The following is a 21,144-nucleotide window of genomic DNA, read 5'->3' on the forward strand; positions in this document are numbered from 1 at the left end:
CACGAGAGCAGAGTCATGCCCCCGCGCCCGGCCCGCCGTTCCCCCCTGTCCGTCCTCCTCCTGATCGTGCTCCTCCTCGCCGGCGCGGCCGCGGTGCCCGCCGCGGCCGCCGAGCCGGCCCCCACCCTGTCGGTCGTCTCCTTCGGCGACTCGATCACCCGCGGCGCCTCGAGCTGCGGCACCCGCGCCGACTGCCCGGTCAACTCCTGGTCGACCGGGACCGCGAGTGCGGTCCGCTCGATCGCCACCCGCCTCCAGGAGGTGAACCCGGGCAGCGTCGTCACCACGGCGAACTACGCCAAGTCGGGGAGCCGGATCAACGCCGTCGCGTCGACCGTGACCGCTGCCGCCGCGGCCGGCGCGGACCCCGACGTCGTGACCCTCCTCGTGGGCGGCAACGACCTCTGCCACCCCGACCTCACCGGCGCTGCCGACGGGTACGCGATGACGCCCGCCGCCTCCTTCAGCGCCTCCGCGTCGAGCCTGCTGCGCCAGATCGGCTCGACCTGGCCCCAGGCGACCGTCCTGGTCGGCTCGATGCCGGACATCGCCTCCGAGTGGGCCGGCCTGCGCGGGGGACCGGCCGAGGCGGGCTGGCCGGCGAACCGGCTCTGCCGCACGACCCGCGGGGCGACGGCGGACAACGTCGTCCAGACCGGTGACGCCTACGCCGCGGCGGTCACCGCAGCCGCGCAGCGCACCGGGCAGTTCAACGACGCCCTCGCCGCGGCCTGCTCCGCCGTCGGCTCCCGCTGCGTCTGGGACGACGGCGCCTTCACCGCCGCCACCGTCTCGCCCGACATCGTGTCCACCGTCGACTACTTCCACCCCAACGCCCGCGGCCAGGCCCTGATCGCCGACCTCCTCTGGGGACCCGAGGCCGTGCCCGACTGGGCGGCGCCCGAGCCGACGTCGACGCCCGTGCCGTCCGCGCCGCCGACCGCTGCGCCGTCGAGCGTTCCGACGCCCAGCGCCTCCCCGGCACCGACAGCCGTCCCCGAACCGTCCGATCCCGCCGCGACCCCGACCGCGACCCCCACCCCGACGGCCTCTCCGACCACCCCTCCGACTCCGTCTCCGTCCGCGACTGCTGCGCCGACGCCGACGCCGACGCCGACCGCGACCGCGACTCCGACCGCGACCGCGACCGCGACCGCGACCGCGACGCCGAGTGCGACCGCGACGCCAAGTGCGACCGCGACGCCGATCTCCACCCCGAGTCCGACTGCAACCGCGACTCCGACTGCAACCGCGACTCCGACTCCGACTGCTACTGCGTCCCCGACTCCGACTCCGACTCCGACTGCGTCGCCGACTCCGACGCGCACGCCGACGCCGACTCCGGCCCGAGACACGGCCGCACCGTCCTCGCGCGTCACCAGCCCGACCGCGGGCAGCACCGTCGTCGGAACGGTCACCCTCGTCGCGGTCGCGGACGCCGACACCACGTCCCTGGTCTTCTGGACGGGCAGCACGCGGATCGGGACGGCGAAGAAGGCGGCCGACGGCACCTGGAAGCTGACCGTCTCCACCAAGGGCTTCCCCAAGGGCGAGCACCAGGTCGTGTCGAAGGCGTCAGACGCCGCGGGCAACACCGCATCGAGCGCCCCGGTCGCCGTCACCGTCCGCTGATCGAGCAGCCCTCGCAGAGGGCGCATCGAGATCCACCCCTGCTGAGGACGGTGGATCTCGGTACGCCGCTGCGCGGCTACTCGACCGGCAAGAAGGAAGAAAGAATCGGAGGGGCTGACGAGAATCGAACTCGCATCATCTGTTTGGAAGACAGAGGCTTTACCACTAAGCTACAGCCCCGAAATCGGCAGTCCGGAGAACCCGCCGCGGGCCGCCCTCTCGGGCGGGGCCCGTCGTCTCGACCGGGCACCAGGACACTGTAGTACACGAGGCGAAGCGGCGGCGACGCCGACCCGCGAAGCCGCCCCCGCGCGCCTGTTCCGGCCGCAGGAGTGCGGTGCAGTACACTTGCGAAGGCCATTTCGGCGTGTCGCGCCAGTGACCGTGCAGGAAGGGCTCGACGAGAGTCCTCATCGGCACGGTGCACCGGCCCGCGCAACCGGGGCGTAGCTCAGCTTGGCTAGAGCGCCCGCTTTGGGAGCGGGAGGTCGCAGGTTCGAATCCTGTCGCCCCGACCACGAGTACTCATCGTGACGACATCGACCCGTGACGACCGGTCACACGGCGCCGACACCAACCAGCACAGGAGATCCCCTCACGTGAAGACCACGGTAGAAAAGCTGAGCCCGACCCGCGTCAAGCTCGCGATTTCGGTCACCCCGGACGAGCTCGGCCCCAGCATCACCCACGCCTACGGCCACATCGCCGAGCAGATCAACGTCCCCGGCTTCCGCAAGGGCAAGGTCCCGCCGGCGATCGTCGACCAGCGGGTCGGCAAGGCCGCCGTCCTCGAGCACGCCGTCAACGAGGGGCTCGACGGCTTCTACCGCGAGGCCGTCCGCGAGACCGAGGTGCGCCCCCTGGGCCGCCCGCAGGCCGACATCGTCGCCTGGCCGAGCGACAAGGACTTCACCGGCGACCTCGAGCTCGCCATCGAGGTCGACGTCCGCCCCGAGATCACCGTCCCGGCCTACGACGGCCTCGAGCTCACGGTCGACGCGGCCGAGGTGACCGACGCCGACGTCGACGCCGAGCTCGACAAGCTCCGCAGCCGCTTCGGCACGCTCGTCACCGTCGACCGCCCCGCGACGACCGGCGACTTCGCGCAGATCGACCTCATCGCGACCATCGACGGCGTCGAGGTCGACACGGCCAACGCCATCTCCTACGAGCTCGGCTCGGGCGAGCTGATCGAGGGCATCGACGAGGCGCTCGACTCGCTCACCGCGGGGGAGAGCACCACGTTCACCGCTCCGCTGCTCGGTGGCGACCACGCCGGCCAGCAGGCCGAGATCGCCGTGACGCTCACCGCCGTCAAGGAGCGCGAGCTCCCCGACGCCGACGACGACTTCGCGCAGATCGCCAGCGAGTTCGACACCATCGCCGAGCTGCGCGACTCGCTCAAGGAGCAGGCCGCCCAGCAGAAGACCTTCGGTCAGGGCGGCCAGGCGCGCGAGAAGCTCGTCGAGGCCCTCCTCGGCCTCGTCGAGGTCCCCGTCCCCGCCGCGCTCGTCGAGGACGAGGTGCACCGCCACCTCGAGGGCGAGAACCGCCTCGAGGACGCCGAGCACCGCGCCGAGGTCACCGAGGCGAGCGAGAAGACCTTCAAGACCCAGATCCTCCTCGACCACGTCGTCGAGCAGGAGAAGGTCCAGGTCAGCCAGGACGAGCTCACGCAGTACCTGATCCAGGGCGCGGCGCAGTACGGCATGGAGCCGAACGAGTTCATCAAGATCCTCTCCGAGAACAACCAGATCGGCCAGATGGTCGGCGAGGTCGCCCGCAACAAGGCGCTCGCCATCGTCCTGGGCAAGGCGAAGGTCACCGACACCGAGGGCAACGCCGTCGACCTGACCGCGTTCACCGCCGTGCCCGGCGACGACGCGGACGAGACCGCCGACGACACCGACGCCGCGACCGACGAGGTCGACGCGCCCGCTGCCGAGGCCGTCGAGGAGGCCGTCGTCGAGGAGGCCCCCGCCGCCGCCGAGGCGCCCGCCGAGGAGGAGGCCGCTCCGGCCCCCAAGAAGAAGCGCGCCCCCGCGAAGAAGAAGGCTCCGGCCGCCGAGGAGACCCCGGCCGCCGAGTAGTCCTCGACGCGAGAACGACAGGAGCCGCTCCCGGATCACCGGGGGCGGCTCTCGTCGTCCCGGCCCGCGTCCCGCCGCGGTCCGGCCCGCCGCTCGCATGCGTCACGCCCACCGCCCGCCCGCCGCCCCGCCGCAGTCCGCCCCGGGCGAACACCGGCCGCTCCGGCTCCGCCCCCGGCGAACACGGCCGGGTCGCCCGGGTGCCGTCCGATAGATTCGCCTCCGAAGCGACAACTGAAACGGAGCGACACATGGCCGATATGGCGATGCCCAACAGTGTTTTCGACCGCCTTCTCAAGGACCGGATCATCTGGCTCGGTTCTGAGGTGCGCGACGAGAATGCGAACGAGATCGCAGCGAAGCTCCTGCTCCTCGCGGCCGAGGACGCCGAGAAGGACATCTTCCTGTACATCAACTCGCCCGGCGGCTCGATCACCGCGGGAATGGCGATCTACGACACGATGCAGTTCGTCCCGAACGACATCGTGACGGTCGGCATCGGAATGGCGGCGTCCATGGGTCAGCTCCTGCTCACCGCGGGGACCCAGGGCAAGCGCTACATCACGCCGAACGCCCGCGTCCTGCTGCACCAGCCGCACGGCGGGTTCGGCGGCACCGCGTCCGACATCCAGACCCAGGCGCAGCTGATCCTCGACATGAAGAAGCGCCTCGCCGAGATCACCGCGAAGGCGACCGGCAAGACCGTCGAGCAGGTCAACGAGGACGGCGACCGCGACCGCTGGTTCAGCGCCGAGGAGGCCCTGGCCTACGGCTTCGTCGACCACATCCGCTCGTCGGCGACCGACGTCGCCGGCGGCGGCGGAACCGCCACCGACAGCTGAGTACCCCGACGCGCCGAGAGATCAGGAAGAGACAATGAACACACCCACCTTCGGCGGGACGGCCTTCGGCTCCGGAGCCGCGCCCTCCTCCCGCTACATCCTCCCCACGTTCGAGGAGCGCACGGCCTACGGCTACAAGCGCCAGGACCCCTACGCGAAGCTCTTCGAGGACCGCATCATCTTCCTCGGCGTGCAGGTCGACGACGCGTCCGCGGACGACATCATGGCCCAGCTCCTCGTGCTCGAGAGCCAGGACCCGGACCGCGACATCGTGATGTACATCAACTCGCCCGGTGGCTCCTTCACCGCGATGACGGCGATCTACGACACGATGCAGTACATCCGCCCGCACATCCAGACCGTCGTCCTCGGTCAGGCCGCATCGGCCGCAGCGGTGCTCACCGCGGCGGGCACGCCCGGCAAGCGCCTGGCGCTGCCGAACGCGCGCATCCTGATCCACCAGCCGGCGGTGCAGCAGGGCGGTGGCCAGGCCTCGGACATCGAGATCCAGGCCGCCGAGATCATGCGCATGCGCGAGTGGCTCGAGAAGACGCTGTCCTTCCACTCCAACCGCTCCCCGGAGCAGGTCAAGAAGGACATCGACCGCGACAAGATCCTCGGCGCCGACGACGCGCTCGAGTACGGACTGATCGACCAGATCCTGACCAGCCGCAAGGGCGTTCCCGCCCTCACGGTCTGATCTCGGGAGACCGACCGATCGTCGAAGGGCCGGGAGGCGGAGCGATCCGCCGCCCGGCCCTTCCGCGTGCCGGCGGGCGGATCCGCGCCGCCGGACCGTAGCAAACCGACACGGACGGGGCAATGGTCCGCCGATCCGGCTCGCCTGCCGAGCCCCCTCGGCTCAGCGGCTAGGCTCGGTCCTGAGTTCGGCGGTTCCGCATGACCGCCCTCTGCGAGACGCTCGACGGCACCGCCGCCCGAGAGCACCGACGCACGACAAGGAAGTGGGGCATCCCCGTGGCACGTATTGGCGAAAGCGCCGACCTGCTGAAGTGCTCGTTCTGCGGCAAGAGCCAGAAGCAGGTGCAGCAGCTCATCGCCGGTCCCGGCGTCTACATCTGCGACGAGTGCGTCGAGCTGTGCAACGAGATCATCGAGGAGCGCCTCTCCGAGTCGAGCGAGGAGACGAGCCACGAGTTCGACCTCCCGAAGCCGAAGGAGATCTACGGCTTCCTCGAGGAGTACGTGATCGGCCAGGAGCAGGCCAAGCGCGCCCTCGCCGTCGCGGTCTACAACCACTACAAGCGCGTGCGGGTGCGCAACACCATCACCGCCGCGGACGCGATCCACGACGAAATCGAGATCGCCAAGAGCAACATCCTGCTGATCGGCCCCACCGGCTGCGGGAAGACCTACCTCGCGCAGACGCTGGCCAAGCGGTTGAACGTCCCGTTCGCCGTGGCCGACGCGACGGCGCTCACCGAGGCGGGCTACGTCGGCGAGGACGTCGAGAACATCCTGCTCAAGCTGATCCAGGCCGCGGACTACGACGTCAAGCGGGCCGAGACCGGCATCATCTACATCGACGAGGTCGACAAGATCGCCCGCAAGGCCGAGAACCCGTCGATCACGCGCGACGTCTCGGGCGAGGGCGTGCAGCAGGCGCTGCTGAAGATCCTCGAGGGCACCGTCGCCTCGGTGCCGCCGCAGGGCGGCCGGAAGCACCCGCACCAGGAGTTCATCCAGATCGACACGACGAACGTGCTGTTCATCGTGGCCGGCGCCTTCGCCGGGCTGGAGGACATCATCTCGTCGCGTGCCGGCAAGCGCGGCATCGGCTTCGGCGCCCCGCTGCACAACAAGCAGGACGAGATCAACATCTTCAGCGAGGTGCTCCCGGAGGACCTGCACAAGTTCGGGCTCATCCCCGAGTTCATCGGCCGCCTCCCGGTGGTCACCACCGTCACGCAGCTCGACCAGGTCGCGCTGATGCAGATCCTGACCGAGCCGCGCAACGCGCTGGTCAAGCAGTACCAGCGGATGTTCGAGATCGACGGGGTCGAGCTCGAGTTCGACCGCGGCGCCCTCGAGGCGATCGCCGATCTCGCCGTGCTGCGCCAGACCGGCGCCCGCGGCCTCCGCGCCATCCTCGAGGAGGTGCTCGGCCCGATCATGTTCGAGGTGCCGTCCTCCGACGAGGTCGCCCGCGTGGTCGTCACCCGCGCCGCGGTGCTCGACAACGCCGCGCCGACGATCGTGCCGCACGCTCCCCGCCGCCAGGAGAAGAGCGCCTGAGTCGCCTCCGCCGGGCCGTCGCGTGACCAGTTCGCGCTGATTGGCCCGGCGTTCGTGCGCCCGGGCGCGACGCGGTTCCCTACTCTGGCGGAGCGCATCGCCGATGCGTCCGCCGGCCCGGCGCTCGGCCGGGTCAGCGACCGGAGGCCCCGTCATCGTCCAGCCGCTCCTCGCCGGGATCGTCGCCGCCCTCACCGGCTTCTCCAGCTCGTTCGCGATCGTCCTCGCGGGCGTCGTCGCCGTCGGCGCGACCGATGCTCAGGCCGCGTCGGGTCTGCTCGCGGTCTGCGTGCTGCAGGGCGTGCTCTGCATCGCGCTGAGTCTGCGCTACCGGGTGCCGATGACCTTCGCCTGGAGCACCCCGGGCGCCGCGCTGCTCGCCGCCACCGCGACCCTGCCCGGCGGTTTCGACCGCGCCGTCGGCGCCTTCCTCGTCGCCTCCGCGCTGATCGTGGTGACCGGGCTCTGGCCGGCACTCGGGAGGCTCGTGGCGCGCATCCCGCGGCCGCTCGCCAACGCGATGCTCGCCGGCATCCTGTTCCCGCTCGTGCTGGCGCCCGTGCGGGCCGCGGTCGAGATCCCGCTGCTCGCGCTGCCGGTCGTCGCGCTCTGGCTGATCCTGCTCCGCCTGCTGCCGCGCTGGGCGGTGCCGGCGGCGATCGCGCTCGCGATCGTGCTGCTGCTGGTCACGGACGGCGCCGCCCTCGCCGGGGCGCCGCTGCTGCCGGTCCCCGAGTTCGTCGTGCCGGTCTTCGAGATCGGCGCGATGGTCGGCATCGGCCTGCCGCTCTACGTCGTCACGATGGCGGGGCAGAACATCCCCGGCATCGCGGTGCTGTCGAGCTTCGGCTTCGAGGCGCACTCCCGTCCGGCGATCGTCTCGAGCGGCCTCGCCTCCGGCGTCTCGGCGGTGTTCGGGGGAGTGCCGGTCAACTACGCGGCACTGAGCGCAGCTCTCACCGCCGGTCCGGAGGCCTCGCCGCAGCCGGAGCGGCGGTGGATCGCCTCGGTCTCGGCGGGAGCGTCCTATCTGGTGCTCGGCGCGGTCGCGGGAGCGGCCGCGGCACTCGTCTCCTCCGCCAGTCCGCTGCTGATCGAGGCGGTCGCCGGGCTGGCGCTGCTCGGCGTGTTCGTCTCGTCGGTGCAGGCCGCGGTCGAGGACGCGCGACTGCGCCTCCCGGCCGCAGCGACCCTGCTCGTCACCGCGTCCGGCATCGCGGTCGCGGGGATCGGCTCCGCGTTCTGGGGCCTCGTGGTGGGGCTGGTCGTGCTGGCCTGGCTGCACCCGCGTCGGGTGGCCCGCCACTCCTGACCCCCGGGACGAGCCCTCGGATCAGGCCAGTCCGCGGCGCCGCAGCAGCGGCTCGGTGCGCGCGTCGCGCCCGCGGAACTCCCGGTAGGCGACGAGCGGATCGCGCGAGCCGCCGATCTCGAGGATCCGCCGCCGGAACCGCTCGCCGGCCGCGCGGTCGAGTCCGCCGTTCTCCTCGAACCACTCGACGGTGTCGGCGTCGAGGATCTCGCTCCAGATGTAGGAGTAGTAGCCCGCGGAGTAGCCGCCCGAGAAGACGTGCTTGAAGTAGGTGCTGCGGTACCGCGGCGGGATCGCAGGGTCCAGCAGTCCGGCGGCCTCCAGCGCGCGCGTCTCGAACTGAACGACGTCGGCGCGGTCGGCGGAGGCGGGAGTCTCGTGCCAGGCGAGGTCGAGCAAGGCGGCGGCCAGGTACTCCGTGGTCGCGAAGCCCTCGCCCCAGAGCGCCGCCGCCTCGAGCTGCTCGACGACGGCGGCCGGCAGCGGATCGCCGGTCTCGACGTGCCGGGCGTAGACGGGCAGCAGCTCCGGGTGCCGGATCCACATCTCGTTGACCTGGCTCGGGAACTCGACGAAGTCGCGGAAGACGCTCGTGCCGCCGAACCGCGGGTAGCGCGTGGTCGCGAAGAGGCCGTGCAGTGCGTGCCCGAACTCGTGGAAGAGGGTCTCGACCTCGTCGAGGCTGAGCAGCGCGGGCTCCCCGTCGCCGGGCGCCGAGATGTTCAGCGTGTTCACGACGACGGCGGAGTCGCCGAGCAGCGTCGTCCGGGTGCGGAGCGAGTTCATCCAGGCGCCGCCGCGCTTCGAGTCGCGCGTGAACGGATCGAAGAGGAACAGGCCGAGCGGGGTGCCGTCCTCCTCCGCGACCTCGACGACGCGGACGTGCGCGCTGTGCCCGACCAGGTCGGGCCGCTCCGCGAACCGGACACCGTAGAGCCCGGTCGCGGCGGCGAAGACGCCCTCGTGCAGGACGCGCTCGAGCTCGAAGTACGGCCGGAGCGCGCTGGAGTCGACGGCGTAGCGGGCGGTGCGGACGCGCTCCTCGTAGAAGGCGCGGTCCCAGGCCTCGAGCATGAAGCGCGGCCGTCCTGCGGCGTCCTGCTCGGTGTCGGCCTGCTGCTGCATCTGCGCGAGCTCGGCGCGGGCGTTGCGGGCGGCGGGGATCGCGAGCTCCTCGAGGAGGGCGCGGACGCGCTCGGGTGTGCCGGCCGTCTGGCCCGAGATCACGAACGCGGCGTGCGAGGAGTGGCCCAGGAGTGCGGCGCGCTCGGCGCGCAGGGCGACGATGTCGAGCAGGACCTCCCGGTTGTCGTGCGCTCCGCTCTCCCCGGCGCGGCCGAGGGAGGCGCGCAGGATCCGCTCGCGGACGGAGCGATCGCGCAGGCGGGCGAGCCACGGGTGCCCGGAGTAGAGCGGCAGCGTCACGAGGTAGCCGTCGGCACCGCGGTCCGCGGCGGCCCGAGCGGCGGCGGAGACCTCGGACGCGTCGAGGCCGTCGAGCTGCTCGGCGCGCTCCAGCAGGACGGCCCGCTCGTTGGTGTCGGCGAGCAGGTTCTTGTCGAACCGGGTGGTCAGGCTCGACAGCCGCTCGTTCAGCGCGCTGAGCCGGGTCTTGCCGGCGTCGTCGAGGAGGGCGCCCGCGCGCTCGAAGCGCAGGAGGACGCGCTCGAGCAGGTAGGCGGTCTCGTCGTCCAGGTCGAGCATCGCTGCCCGGTCGGCGAGGGACCGGACGCGTGCGTAGAGGCGCGGGTCGAGGGTGATCGCGTCGTCGTGCGCGGAGAGCAGGGGAGCGAGCTCCTCCTCCACCGCGTCGGTGAGCGGCGTGCGATCGGAGGCGCCGACGGTGAAGAAGACCGCACTGACCCGGCGCAGCTCCCGCCCGGAGCGCTCGAGCGCCACCAGCGTGTTCTCGACCGTCGGCTCGTCGGGGGAGGAGGCGATCGCCTCGATCTCGGCCCGGTGGCGGCGCAGCGCCTCGTCGAAGGCAGGGCGGTACGCCTCCGGCTCGACCGCCGCGAAGTCGGGCAGCCCGTGCGGCAGCCCGCTCGGCTCGATCAGGACGGCGACGGCGGCGGAAGTGCTCATCCAGCGAGCCTAGGGGCGCCGCCGCTGCGCGCTGCATCCGCAGTCCCACCCTGCTGGAGACGGTGGGTCTCGATACGCCGCTGCGCGGCTACTCGACCAGCATGGAACGTCATGCTGATCGAGCAGCCCGCGCAGCGGCCCACTCATGCTGATCGAGCAGCCCGCGCAGCGGGCCACAAATGCTGATCGAGTAGCGCGCGCAGCGCGCGTATCGAGATCGACGCCGTCAGCGGCTCAGCCCCAGTCGTCGTCCTCGCCCTCGACGCGGCCCTGCGGCTGGGTGATGTAGGCGGCGTCCTCGTCCGGGCGGTAGGTGATGGTGGTGCCGTCGTCGAGCTCGAGCACGGGCTTGCCCTCGAGCCAGGTCAGGGTCCAGCGCCAGGCGGAGCTGTCGGTGCCGGCGGAGGCGAGCTCGCCCTCCACGTCGCGGACGGCGGTGACGACGATCTCGGGCAGGGTGGACGGCGTGTCTCCGCCGACCGGCCAGCGCGTTCCGAGCTGCATGGGGTGTTCCTCTCGAGAGAAGGCAAGCGGAGCGGACCATCGCCCGCTCCCCGGGTGATCAGGCGGTCGGCTCGGTCTCGAGCTCGATCTGGACGGCCAGCGCGTCGCCCTCGGCGAAGTCGAGCGCCGCGATCCGGCCGACGGCCGCGAGGTCGCCCGCGGCGAGCCGCAGCGACGCCACCAGCTCGGCCGGTGCGGTGACGACGGCGGAGCGGGCCGGCGTCTTCTGCGAGGCCTTCGCGTCGGTCTTCGCCCGGCGGATCGCGGTCAGCACGGTGCTGGCCGCGCTGAGAACGGCCGGGTCGCCGCCGAGAGCGGCCTGCTCCGGCCAGGGCTGCACGTGCACCGAGCCGTCGTGCGACCAGGACCAGGTCTCCTCGACCGCGAACGGGATGAACGGCGCGAACAGCCGCTGCAGCACGTCGAGCGCGCGGTGCAGGGCGGCGGCCGCGGAGGCCCCGTCCTCGCCGTAGGCGCGCTCCTTCACCAGCTCCAGGTAGTCGTCGCAGAACGTCCAGAAGAACGCCTCGGTGGTCTCGAGCGCCCGGGCGTGGTCGTAGTTCTCCAGCGCGGTCGTGGCGTCCGCCACCACACCGTCGAGCGCGGCGAGCATGCTCAGGTCGAGCGGGTCGCTGACCGTCGCGCCCTCCGGCAGCGGGAAGCCGTGGATGAACTTCGCCGCGTTCAGCACCTTGATCGCCAGGCGGCGGCCGATCTTGATCTGCGTCGGGTTCTGCGGGTCGAACGCCGCGTCCGTGCCCAGGCGCGAGGAGGCCGCCCAGTAGCGCACCGCGTCCGAGCCGTGCTGCTCGAGCATGCCGGCCGGCGTGACGACGTTGCCCTTCGACTTCGACATCTTCTTCCGGTCGGGGTCGACGATGAAGCCGGAGACCGTCGCGGTGCTCCACGGCGCGCGGCCGTCCTCGAGCTGCGAGCGCAGCAGGGTCGAGAAGAGCCAGGTGCGGATGATGTCCTGTCCCTGGGGGCGCAGGTCGTAGGGCGCGACTAGCTGCCAGAGCTCGTCGTCGCGCTCCCAGCCGCCGGCGAGCTGCGGGGTGAGCGAGGAGGTCGCCCAGGTGTCCATCACGTCGAGCTCGCCCTGGAAGCCGCCGGCCACGCCGCGCTGGTCCTCCGAGTAGCCGGGGGCGGCGTCCGAGGACGGGTCGACGGGCAGCGCCGACTCGTCGGGCACGATCGGCGCGTCGAAGACCGGGTTGCCGTCGCCGTCGAGCGGGTACCAGACCGGGATCGGCACGCCGAAGAAGCGCTGGCGCGAGATCAGCCAGTCGCCGGCGAGGCCGTTCACCCAGTTCTCGTAGCGGACGCGCATGAACTCGGGCACGAACCGCACGTCGCGGCCGAGCTCCAGCAGGCGCTCCTTGAGCGCCGCGTCGCGGGCGCCGTTGACGATGTACCACTGGCGGGTCGAGACGATCTCGAGCGGCTTGTCGCCCTTCTCGAAGAACTTCACCGGGTGCACGATCGGGCGGGGCTCGCCGACCATCTCGCCCGACTCGGTGAGCAGCGCGACCACGGTCTGCTTCGCGGAGAACACGGTCTTGCCGGCGAGCTGCGCGTACGCGGCCCGGCCGGCCTCGCTCTCGATGGCGGCGGGCGCCTCGGAGATCAGGCGGCCGTCGAAGCCGATGACCGCGCGATTGGGCAGGTCGAGCTCGCGCCACCAGACGACGTCGGTCAGGTCGCCGAAGGTGCAGATCATCGCGATGCCCGAGCCCTTGTCCTTCTGCGCGAGGTGGTGCGCGAGCACCGGCACCTCGACGTCGAAGAGCGGGGTGCGCACGGTCGTGCCGAAGAGCGCCTGGTAGCGCTCGTCGTCCGGGTGCGCGACGAGGGCGACGCAGGCGGGCAGCAGCTCGGGGCGGGTCGTCTCGATGAAGACGTCCTCCGCGCCGTCGCGGTGGAAGCCGATGCGGTGGTAGGCGCCGGGCTGGTCCTTGTCCTCCAGCTCGGCCTGCGCGACCGCGGTCCGGAAGGTGATGTCCCAGAGGGTCGGCGCCTGCGCCTGGTAGGCCTCGCCGCGCGCCAGGTTGCGGAGGAAGGCGCGCTGCGACGCGGCCTGCGACTCCTCGCCGATGGTGCGGTAGCTCTGCGTCCAGTCGACCGAGAGGCCGAGGGTGCGCCAGAGGTCCTCGAACTGCTTCTCGTCCTCGACGGTGAGGCGCTCGCACAGCTCGATGAAGTTGCGGCGCGAGATCGGCTTCTGGTCGGCCGCCTTGCTGCTCTTGTTGTCGCCGCCCTCGAACGGCGGCACGAAGTCCGGCGTGTAGGGGAGGGTCGGGTCGCAGCGGACGCCGTAGTAGTTCTGCACGCGGCGCTCGGTGGGCAGGCCGTTGTCGTCCCAGCCCATCGGGTAGAAGACGCTCTTGCCGCGCATGCGCTGGAAGCGCGCGACGACGTCGGTGTGCGTGTAGGAGAAGACGTGCCCGATGTGCAGCGAGCCGGAGGCGGTCGGCGGCGGGGTGTCGATCGAGTAGACGTCCGCGCGGGAGAGGCCGGTGCGATCGAACCGGTAGGTGCCGTCCGTCTGCCAGACGAGGCCCCACTTGCTCTCGAGGCCCTCGAGGGCGGGCTTGGCGGGGAGGCGGTCGGCGACGGTCATGGTTCTCCGGTTCGATATGGGCGGCACCGCGTCGGTGGTGATGATGCCTGGGTGGGGGCTCTCGGAGCGTGTCGCTCACCGGCCGCGACGATCCTACCGCGGGGCCGGGAAGCCGTGACGGGCGGGCGCGGTCAGCCGACGACGGGCGCGAATCCGCGGCAGACCGGCGTCAGCGCCTCGTCGAGATAGGGCACCAGCTCCCCGCGGGTCGGCCCCGCGGCCGCCCAGGCCTGCACCGCGGCGACCGCCGCCCCGACGCTCGCGTAGGCGATCGCGTGCGCCACGTGGGCCGGCAGCGGACGCCCGGCGCGGGCGCGCACGAATGCCGCGACGATCGCCGCCTGCCGAGCGAGCCGCGAGAGAGCCGACGCCTGCAGCTCGTGCACGCTCCCGATCAGCTCGGTCTGGGTCAGCGCCCACGGCACGCTCGACGGACCGAAGCCCGCGCCGACCGCGAGCAGCGCGCCGCGCAGAGCGTCCATCGTCGACGCGTCCGGGGAGGCCGCCTCGAGCGCCGCCGGCAGCTCGGCCAGCCGGTCGTCGACCAGCACCCAGAAGACGTCGCTCTTCGAGGCGAAGTAGTTGAAGAAGGTGTTGCGCGAGACGCCGGCGCGCTGGGCGATCTGCTCGACCGTCGTGCCCGCGTAGCTCTGCTCCACGAAGAGATCGAGAGCCGCGTCCTCGAGCATGGAGCGCGACGACGCCCGCGGCCGTCCGCGACCCGCTCCCGCTGTCCGCGCCATGACCGCCTCCGCCCCTGTCCGGCGACCGCCGACGCGCTAGGATAACGGCTGGACGACTTCGACCCGGCCATCACCGGTGAGTCTCCGGAAGAACAGCCCGGCCCCGGCCGCGGCCCAGTAGACCCGGACGGGTACGGCCCGTGACAGCCGATCGAGTGGGAGCGACCAGGGAGAGCCCGTGAGGGCCGGTCCTGGGCGGTTCAAGCGAGGTGGTACCGCGACCCGGCCCGGGGTCTGAGATCCGGGCGGGCCGTCCTCGTGCAGACCAGCAGCACTGCCAGGAGACCGCACGTGACCTACCCCCTGACCCCGCCCACCCCCCGCGACGCCGAGAGCGCCGGAGACGACCCGAGCACCGGCGTCCCCGAGAGCACCGGCTCCGCCTTCGGCCGCGGCGTCCCCGCGTCGCCGCGGTTCCCGCAGATCGAGGAGAAGGTCCTCGCCTACTGGAAGGCCGACGACACCTTCCAGGAGTCGATCCGCTCCCGCGAGGGCGCCCAGGAGTGGGTGTTCTACGACGGCCCGCCCTTCGCCAACGGTCTGCCGCACTACGGGCACCTGCTGACCGGCTACGCCAAGGACGTCTTCCCCCGCTTCCAGACGATGCGCGGCAAGCAGGTGCACCGCCGCTTCGGCTGGGACACCCACGGCCTCCCCGCCGAGCTCGAGGCGGAGCGGCAGCTCGGCATCACCGACAAGTCGCAGATCGAGGAGATGGGCGTCGCCGCCTTCAACGCGGCCGCCAAGGAGTCGGTGCTGCGCTACACGGGGGAGTGGCAGGACTACGTCACCCGCCAGGCGCGCTGGGTCGACTTCGACAACGACTACAAGACCCTCGACCCCACCTTCATGGAGTCCGTGATCTGGGCCTTCAAGCGGCTCTACGACAAGGGCCTCGCCTACGAGGGCCACCGCGTGCTGCCCTACTGCTGGCGCGACCAGACGCCGCTCTCGAACCACGAGCTGCGGATGGACGACGACGTCTACAAGATGCGCCAGGACCAGACGGTCACGGTCACCTTCCCCCTCGTCGGCGAGACCGCCGAGGCGCTGAACCTCACCGCCGTCCGCGCCCTCGCCTGGACGACGACCCCGTGGACCCTGCCCACCAACGCCGCGCTCGCCGTCGGCCCCGACATCGAGTACGCCGTGCTGGCGGCCGGCCCGAACGGCGCCGCCGACGGCAAGGGCGAGCCGGAGGAGCGCGAGCTCTCGGCCGAGTACCTGCTCGCCATCGACCAGGTCGGCGCCTACGCGAAGGACCTCGGCTACGAGGACGCGGAGTCGGCGCTGGCCGCGGTCTCGCGCACGCACCGCGGCAGCGAGCTCGAGGGCATCAGCTACGACCGCCTCTGGGACCACTACGCCGACACCGAGCAGTGGGGCACGCAGAACGCGTGGCGCATCCTCGTCGCCGACTACGTGACCACCAGCGAGGGCACCGGCATCGTGCACCAGGCGCCGGCCTACGGCGAGGACGACCAGAAGGTCTGCGAGGCGGCGGGGATCCCCGTCATCATCTCCGTCGACGACGGCGGTCGCTTCCTGCCGCAGATCAGCGAGGTCGCCGGCCTGCAGGTCTTCGAGGCCAACAAGCCGCTGACGCAGCTCCTCAAGGCGCAGCACCGCCTGCTCCGCCAGGCCAGCTACGAGCACAGCTACCCGCACTGCTGGCGCTGCCGCAACCCGCTGATCTACAAGGCCGTCTCGAGCTGGTTCGTCCGCGTCACCGCGATCCGCGACCGGATGGAGGAGCTGAACCAGGAGATCACCTGGGTGCCCGAGAACGTCAAGGACGGCCAGTTCGGCAAGTGGCTCTCCGGAGCGCGCGACTGGTCGATCAGCCGCAACCGCTACTTCGGCTCGCCGATCCCGGTCTGGAAGAGCGACGACCCCGACTACCCGCGCATCGACGTCTACGGCTCGCTCGACGAGCTCGAGCGCGACTTCGGCGTGCGTCCGGAGGACCTGCACCGTCCGTACATCGACGAGCTCACCCGCCCGAACCCCGACGACCCGACCGGCCGCTCGACGATGCGCCGCATCAGCGACGTGCTCGACGTCTGGTTCGACTCCGGCTCGATGCCGTTCGCGCAGGTGCACTACCCGTTCGAGAACTCCGACTGGTTCGACTCGCACAACCCGGCCGACTTCATCGTCGAGTACATCGGGCAGACCCGAGGCTGGTTCTACACGCTGCACGTGCTCTCGACCGCGCTCTTCGACCGCCCGGCCTTCCGCAACGTCGTCAGCCACGGCATCGTCCTCGGCAACGACGGGCAGAAGATGTCCAAGTCGCTGCGCAACTACCCGGACGTCGCCGAGGTCTTCGACCGCGACGGCTCCGACGCCATGCGCTGGTTCCTGATGTCGAGCCCGGTGCTGCGCGGCGGCAACCTCGTCGTCACCGAGGAGGGGATCCGCGAGGGCGTGCGCCAGGTGCTGCTGCCGCTCTGGAACACCTGGTACTTCTTCTCGCTCTACGCGAACGCCTCCGTCGACGCCGCGGGCGAGGGCTACAGCGCGACCCGCCGCACCGACTCCGAGGATGTGCTCGACCGCTATCTGCTGGCCAAGACGCACGACCTGATCGAGACCGTCACCGGCCACCTCGAGGCGCTCGACTCGACCCTCGCGGCGGCGGCGCTCCGCGACTTCGCCGACGTGCTGACCAACTGGTACGTCCGCCGCTCGCGCGACCGCTTCTGGCAGGGCGTCGACGCCGAGGGCCGCGGCACGGAGGCGTTCGACACGCTCTTCACCGTGCTCGAGACCGTCTGCCGGGTCGCCGCGCCGCTGCTCCCGCTGATGACCGAGGAGATCTGGCAGGGCCTGACCGGCGGCCGGAGCGTGCACCTGGCCGACTGGCCGGACGCCGCCGAGTTCCCGGTCGACGAGTCGCTCGTGCACGCGATGGACGCCGTCCGCGGCATCTCGTCCACGGCACTGTCGCTGCGCAAGCAGGCCGGCCTCCGGGTCCGCCTGCCGCTCGCGCGGCTCACGGTCGTCGTCGACGACGCCGCCGAGCTGGCGCTGTTCGAGGCGATCCTGCGCGACGAGCTGAACGTCAAGGAGGTGTCGCTGGTCCCGCTGGTCGAGTCGAGCGCCGCCGACTACGGCGTCACCTCGCGCCTCTCCGTCAACGCGCGCGCCGCGGGCCCCCGCCTCGGCAAGGGCGTGCAGACCGTCATCAAGGCCGCGAAGGCCGGCGACTGGAGCGAGACCGACGGCGTCGTCACCGCCGGCGGCGTCGAGCTGGTCGAGGGCGAGTACGAGCTGACCCTGGAGGTCGGCGGTTCGGGAGCCGACGACCGCGCGATCGCGCTGCTGCCGCGCGGCGGCTTCGTGCTGCTCGACACGGCGACCACGCCGGAGCTGGAGGCCGAGGGCCTGGCCCGCGACCTGATCCGCGCCGTGCAGGACGCTCGCAAGGCCGCCGGCTTCGAGGTCAGCGACCGCATCGAGCTCGAGATCGTCCTCGACGAGATGAGCATGGCGGCCCTCGAGCCGCACGCGCTCTGGATCGCCGAGGAGACCCTCGCGACCGGCTTCGGGTTCGCCGCGCTCACCACTGCGCTGGAGGGCGGCGAGGGTGCGATCACCTTCGGGCCCGCCGGCACCGCCATCATCCGCGTCGAGAAGGTGGAGGCCTCCGATGTCTGACAAGGACCGCTACTCCGAGGAGGACGCCCGGCTCGCGCGTGAGGCGGCCGACGCCGTCTACGCGAAACTGTTGAAGCGGCTCGGCGAGGCGAGCCCCCGCCCGCGGCTCGCACCGACGCGGCGGGCCGTCGACTACATGGGCGACCCGCAGCAGGCCTACCCCGTCATCCAGGTCGCCGGCACCAACGGCAAGACCTCGACCAGCCGGATGATCGAGAGCCTGCTCCGCGCCCACGGGCTGCGCGTCGGCCTCTTCACCAGCCCCCACCTCGAGCGCTTCAACGAGCGGATCGTCATCGACGGCGCGCCGATCTCCGACCTCAGCCTCGCCACGAACTGGCTCGACGTCGAGCCCTACCTCACCATGACCGACGCCGAGCTCGTCGGCCGGGGCGAGAGCACGCTCTCGTTCTTCGAGGCGCTCACCGTGCTGGCCTACGCGGCCTTCGCGGACGCTCCCGTCGACGTCGCGGTCATCGAGGTCGGCATGGGCGGCGAGTGGGACTCGACGAACGTCGCGGACGCGCAGGTCGCGGTCTTCACGCCGATCGCGCTCGACCACACCCGGCAGCTCGGAGCGACGATCGAGGAGATCGCGCGCACCAAGTCCGGCATCGTGAAGCCCGCGGCCGCCGTGGTGTCGGCGAAGCAGACCCCGGAGGCGGAGGCGGTGCTGCGGCAGGCGGCCGAGCTGACCGAGTCGACGATCGTCTTCGAGGGCGCCGACTTCGACGTCGAGTCGACCACGGTCGCCGTGGGCGGCCAGCTCGTCTCCGTCCGCGGTCTCGTCACCCGCTACGAGCAGCTTCTGCTGCCGTTCTTCGGCGACCACCAGGCCGAGAACGCGGCGGTCGCGATCGCCGCGGTCGAGACGTTCCTCGGCGGCGGCACGCAGGAGCTGACCGGGAACGTCCTCGAGGAGGGCTTCGCCGCGGCGACCTCCCCGGGCCGCCTCCAGATCGTCGGCCAGTCGCCGCGCACGGTCGTCGATGCGGCGCACAACCCGCACGGCGCGGCCTCCCTGGCCTCCGCGATCGAGCGCTACTTCGACTTCGACCGCGTCACCGCGGTCCTCGGCGTCCTCGCCGAGAAGGACGCGGAGGGCATCCTGCGCGCGCTCCTGCCGGTCGTCGACGAGCTCATCGTCACGACCGCTCCGAGCGAACGCGGAGTCCCGGCCGAGGAGCTCGCCGAGCTGGCCCGCACCGTCTTCCCCGCGGAGTCGGTCCGCGTCGCCGAGGATCCGGACGGCGCGCTCACCGCCGGCCGCCTCCTCGCCGCCCGCACGGACAAGGGCGCACTGCTCGTGACCGGATCGATCACCCTCGTCGGACGGACGATGACGGTCGCGCGCGACGAGAACTGGCTCGGCGCGTGAGGGCCGGCCGCCCGCGCCGGAACCGGACTGTCCGCGAGAGCCTCGGCTCGATCGTCCTCGGCTTCGAGGCCGTCATCGTCTTCCTCGCGACGCTCGTCGCCTTCGGCCTGAAGGCCGCCGATCCGGTGATCGTCCTGGTCGGGGGAGCGGTCGTCTGCCTCGCCCTCGTCGCGACGCTCGGCCTGCTCAACCGGCCGGTCGGCTTCCGGATCGGCTGGGTCCTCCAGTTCGTTATCGTGGCCACCGGTGTCCTGGTGCCGATCATGTTCGTCATCGGCGCGGCGTTCGTCGCGCTGTGGACGTACTGCATGGTCACCGGCACCAAGCTCGACACCCAGGACCGCCGCGCGGCGGACGGGCCCACCGACCCCACCCCCACCTAAGGAGACCGCTGAACCATGGCCATCCAGGAGACCCTCGTCCTCGTCAAGCCCGACGGCGTCGCCCGCAACCTCACCGGCGAGATCCTCCGCCGCATCGAGGCGAAGGGCTACTCGCTCGTCGACATCAAGCTCGTCGAGGCCGACCGCGAGCTGCTCGCCGCCCACTACGCCGAGCACGAGGGCAAGCCGTTCTACGAGCCCCTCGTCGAGTTCATGGAGAGCGGCCCCATCGTCGCCCTCCGCATCGCCGGCGACCGCGTCATCGAGGGCTTCCGCTCCCTCGCCGGCACGACCGACCCCACCACCGCCGCTCCCGGCACCATCCGCGGCGACCTCGGCCGCGACTGGGGCCTCAAGGTCCAGCAGAACCTCGTGCACGGCAGCGACTCCGCTGAATCCGCGGAGCGCGAGCTCTCGCTCTGGTTCGCGTAGCGAACCGCCGCGGTGCCGTCTTGCGCCGCGGTAATCCGCGACGCCGCGGTCGGCTCTCGTAGGCGGGCGCGTTCCGCAGAGCGTCCTGCGTTCGGCGACGGGAAAGCGCTGACACGCGCTTTCCCGGATGCGCCTCCGAGGCGGTCCATGCTGATCGAGTAGCCCTCGGAGAGGGCGTATCGAGATCCACCGGGTCGGCAGGCGGGTCTGCAAACTCCTGTCCTGACGACGGTGCGTCTCGATACGCCGCTGTGCGGCTACTCGACCAGCAATGAACGGCGCGCCCCGCGGCCCGGGATTCCGTGCATGCTGTCGGCAGTGGGCTGGCCCCCACGCATGCTGATCGAGTAGCCCGCGGAGCGGGCGTATCGAGATCCTCCCCTCCCGGGGGCGGCGTCGGCCGTCAGCGTCAGAGGTAGGACAGCACGTCCAGGCGCACCTGGGCCATCACGGCGATCGCCAGGTAGCAGACGATCGTGATGAACGGCACCCAGCCGTACGCGGCGCCGGCGAAGCGGCGGACCGCGGCAGGGACCGGGAAGACGCCCTCGCGGAGGTTGCGCAGGGTCACCAGCCAGAAGCCGGGGATGACGACGGCCCAGGTGAGCATGCACCAGGGGCAGAGCGTTCCGAGGGCGAAGATGCTCGTCGCGATCAGCCAGCCGACGAAGGCGAGGGCGAAGACGAAGCCGAGGTTGAACAGCGCCCAGAACCAGCGGTCGAAGCGCGCCCCCGCGAGCAGCCCGGCACCGACGACGATCGGGGCGATCCATGCGGCGACGCCGATCAGCGGATTCGGAAAGCCGAAGATCGCGCCCTGCGCCGACTTGAGGTTGGCGCTGCACTGCACGAGCAGGCTGAAGTCGCAGCCGAGGGCCTCCGACGATCCGCTGAGCGACGTGAACTTGTCGAGCGTCAGCGTGAACGCGGCGATCCAGCCGACCACGCCGAGAACGATCAGGAGCACCGCGAAGAGGACCGGACGCTGCTGGGTGGGGGCGCTCGGCACCTCGGGATCGCTGGACACCGGGGGATTATGGCACGCGGCGAATCGGCGGCTCTGGGAATGCGTGCGATAATCGGAGCCGTCGGCCCGGAAGATCCCGCACCGACGCGAAGAAGGTTTACCGGGCGAGCACCGGGCCACAGGAGATCGACAGCGTTCCGCGAATGAGCGCGACGCATCTCCACGTGTCGGATAGTC

15 protein-coding genes and 2 tRNA genes are annotated in these 21,144 nt (G+C 71.5%); 11 read left to right on the top strand and 6 right to left on the bottom strand.

The window, feature by feature from the left end; translation table 11 throughout:
- Nucleotides 1–15: 15 nt before the first annotated feature.
- Nucleotides 16–1,632, top strand: a complete 1,617-nt coding sequence (locus EDF35_RS09810; protein WP_133962192.1) for a GDSL-type esterase/lipase family protein — start codon at nucleotides 16–18, stop codon at nucleotides 1,630–1,632.
- A 109-nt stretch (nucleotides 1,633–1,741) separates the two neighbouring features.
- Here the strand turns inward: EDF35_RS09810 and EDF35_RS09815 are convergent.
- Nucleotides 1,742–1,812 (bottom strand) — tRNA-Gly (locus EDF35_RS09815).
- Nucleotides 1,813–2,072: 260 nt separating this feature from the next.
- Between EDF35_RS09815 and EDF35_RS09820 the strand changes: the two genes are divergently transcribed.
- The 6 genes from EDF35_RS09820 (at nucleotide 2,073) to EDF35_RS09845 (ending at nucleotide 8,132) form a co-directional block, all read left to right on the top strand.
- Nucleotides 2,073–2,150, top strand: a tRNA-Pro gene (locus EDF35_RS09820).
- A gap of 81 nt (nucleotides 2,151–2,231) precedes the next feature.
- On the top strand, nucleotides 2,232–3,722 hold the full coding sequence (gene tig / locus EDF35_RS09825) for a trigger factor (protein ID WP_123732268.1): 1,491 nt from the start codon (nucleotides 2,232–2,234) through the stop codon (nucleotides 3,720–3,722).
- Nucleotides 3,723–3,922: 200 nt separating this feature from the next.
- Entirely contained in the window at nucleotides 3,923–4,564 is a 642-nt protein-coding gene (locus tag EDF35_RS09830) for an ATP-dependent Clp protease proteolytic subunit (protein WP_260300538.1), read from the top strand.
- Between the two features lie 34 nt (nucleotides 4,565–4,598).
- On the top strand, nucleotides 4,599–5,264 hold the full coding sequence (locus EDF35_RS09835) for an ATP-dependent Clp protease proteolytic subunit (protein WP_123445811.1): 666 nt from the start codon (nucleotides 4,599–4,601) through the stop codon (nucleotides 5,262–5,264).
- Between the two features lie 278 nt (nucleotides 5,265–5,542).
- A complete protein-coding gene (clpX, locus tag EDF35_RS09840) occupies nucleotides 5,543–6,820 on the top strand; it encodes an ATP-dependent Clp protease ATP-binding subunit ClpX (RefSeq protein ID WP_123445812.1) in 1,278 nt (425 codons plus the stop codon).
- A 103-nt stretch (nucleotides 6,821–6,923) separates the two neighbouring features.
- Entirely contained in the window at nucleotides 6,924–8,132 is a 1,209-nt protein-coding gene (locus EDF35_RS09845; protein ID WP_133962194.1) for a benzoate/H(+) symporter BenE family transporter, read from the top strand.
- 21 nt (nucleotides 8,133–8,153) lie between these two features.
- On the opposite strand, the gene EDF35_RS09850 is transcribed toward EDF35_RS09845, so the two are convergent.
- The 4 genes from EDF35_RS09850 to EDF35_RS09865 all read right to left on the bottom strand — a co-directional run bounded on the left by EDF35_RS09850 (nucleotide 8,154) and on the right by EDF35_RS09865 (nucleotide 14,084).
- The gene (locus EDF35_RS09850; RefSeq protein ID WP_133962196.1) at nucleotides 8,154–10,217 is read right to left on the bottom strand and encodes a M3 family metallopeptidase; all 2,064 of its coding nucleotides are present in this window, start codon (nucleotides 10,215–10,217) and stop codon (nucleotides 8,154–8,156) included.
- A gap of 234 nt (nucleotides 10,218–10,451) precedes the next feature.
- Nucleotides 10,452–10,721, bottom strand: a complete 270-nt coding sequence (locus tag EDF35_RS09855; RefSeq protein ID WP_123703503.1) for a hypothetical protein — start codon at nucleotides 10,719–10,721, stop codon at nucleotides 10,452–10,454.
- Between the two features lie 58 nt (nucleotides 10,722–10,779).
- Nucleotides 10,780–13,341, bottom strand: a complete 2,562-nt coding sequence (valS, locus tag EDF35_RS09860; protein WP_133962198.1) for a valine--tRNA ligase — start codon at nucleotides 13,339–13,341, stop codon at nucleotides 10,780–10,782.
- Nucleotides 13,342–13,472: 131 nt separating this feature from the next.
- Nucleotides 13,473–14,084: a TetR/AcrR family transcriptional regulator gene (locus EDF35_RS09865; RefSeq protein WP_133962200.1), complete on the bottom strand. Its 612-nt coding sequence runs from the start codon at nucleotides 14,082–14,084 to the stop codon at nucleotides 13,473–13,475.
- Nucleotides 14,085–14,387: 303 nt separating this feature from the next.
- Here EDF35_RS09865 and ileS point away from each other — a divergent pair, with 303 nt between their 5' ends.
- The 4 genes from ileS to ndk are packed head-to-tail and all read left to right on the top strand — an operon-like array spanning nucleotide 14,388 to nucleotide 19,940.
- Nucleotides 14,388–17,747, top strand: coding sequence for an isoleucine--tRNA ligase (gene ileS / locus EDF35_RS09870; RefSeq protein WP_133962715.1), 3,360 nt, complete (start codon nucleotides 14,388–14,390; stop codon nucleotides 17,745–17,747).
- Complete coding sequence (locus tag EDF35_RS09875; RefSeq protein WP_133962202.1) at nucleotides 17,740–19,125, top strand: folylpolyglutamate synthase/dihydrofolate synthase family protein; 1,386 nt, start codon at nucleotides 17,740–17,742, stop codon at nucleotides 19,123–19,125. Before ileS ends, EDF35_RS09875 begins: the two co-directional genes overlap by 8 nt.
- On the top strand, nucleotides 19,122–19,508 hold the full coding sequence (locus tag EDF35_RS09880) for a DUF4233 domain-containing protein (RefSeq protein WP_243839916.1): 387 nt from the start codon (nucleotides 19,122–19,124) through the stop codon (nucleotides 19,506–19,508). Before EDF35_RS09875 ends, EDF35_RS09880 begins: the two co-directional genes overlap by 4 nt.
- A gap of 15 nt (nucleotides 19,509–19,523) precedes the next feature.
- Nucleotides 19,524–19,940, top strand: coding sequence for a nucleoside-diphosphate kinase (gene ndk / locus EDF35_RS09885; RefSeq protein ID WP_133962204.1), 417 nt, complete (start codon nucleotides 19,524–19,526; stop codon nucleotides 19,938–19,940).
- 409 nt (nucleotides 19,941–20,349) lie between these two features.
- Here ndk and EDF35_RS09890 read toward each other — a convergent pair whose 3' ends face one another.
- A complete protein-coding gene (locus EDF35_RS09890; protein ID WP_243586729.1) occupies nucleotides 20,350–20,967 on the bottom strand; it encodes a vitamin K epoxide reductase family protein in 618 nt (205 codons plus the stop codon).
- Nucleotides 20,968–21,144: the final 177 nt, after the last annotated feature.

The sequence above is a fragment of the Rathayibacter sp. PhB151 genome (genome assembly GCF_004366415.1).
Classification (GTDB): Bacteria; Actinomycetota; Actinomycetes; order Actinomycetales; family Microbacteriaceae; genus Rathayibacter; species Rathayibacter festucae.

Coding starts and splice junctions, on each gene's coding strand:
- EDF35_RS09810 (WP_133962192.1), top strand. CDS start 16: ATGCCCCCGCGCCCGGCCCGCCGTTCCCCCCTGTCCGTCCTCCTCCTG.
- EDF35_RS09835 (WP_123445811.1), top strand. CDS start 4,599: ATGAACACACCCACCTTCGGCGGGACGGCCTTCGGCTCCGGAGCCGCG.
- EDF35_RS09845 (WP_133962194.1), top strand. CDS start 6,924: ATGCGTCCGCCGGCCCGGCGCTCGGCCGGGTCAGCGACCGGAGGCCCC.
- EDF35_RS09850 (WP_133962196.1), bottom strand. CDS start 10,217: ATGAGCACTTCCGCCGCCGTCGCCGTCCTGATCGAGCCGAGCGGGCTG.
- EDF35_RS09855 (WP_123703503.1), bottom strand. CDS start 10,721: ATGCAGCTCGGAACGCGCTGGCCGGTCGGCGGAGACACGCCGTCCACC.
- valS (WP_133962198.1), bottom strand. CDS start 13,341: ATGACCGTCGCCGACCGCCTCCCCGCCAAGCCCGCCCTCGAGGGCCTC.
- EDF35_RS09865 (WP_133962200.1), bottom strand. CDS start 14,084: ATGGCGCGGACAGCGGGAGCGGGTCGCGGACGGCCGCGGGCGTCGTCG.
- EDF35_RS09875 (WP_133962202.1), top strand. CDS start 17,740: ATGTCTGACAAGGACCGCTACTCCGAGGAGGACGCCCGGCTCGCGCGT.
- ndk (WP_133962204.1), top strand. CDS start 19,524: ATGGCCATCCAGGAGACCCTCGTCCTCGTCAAGCCCGACGGCGTCGCC.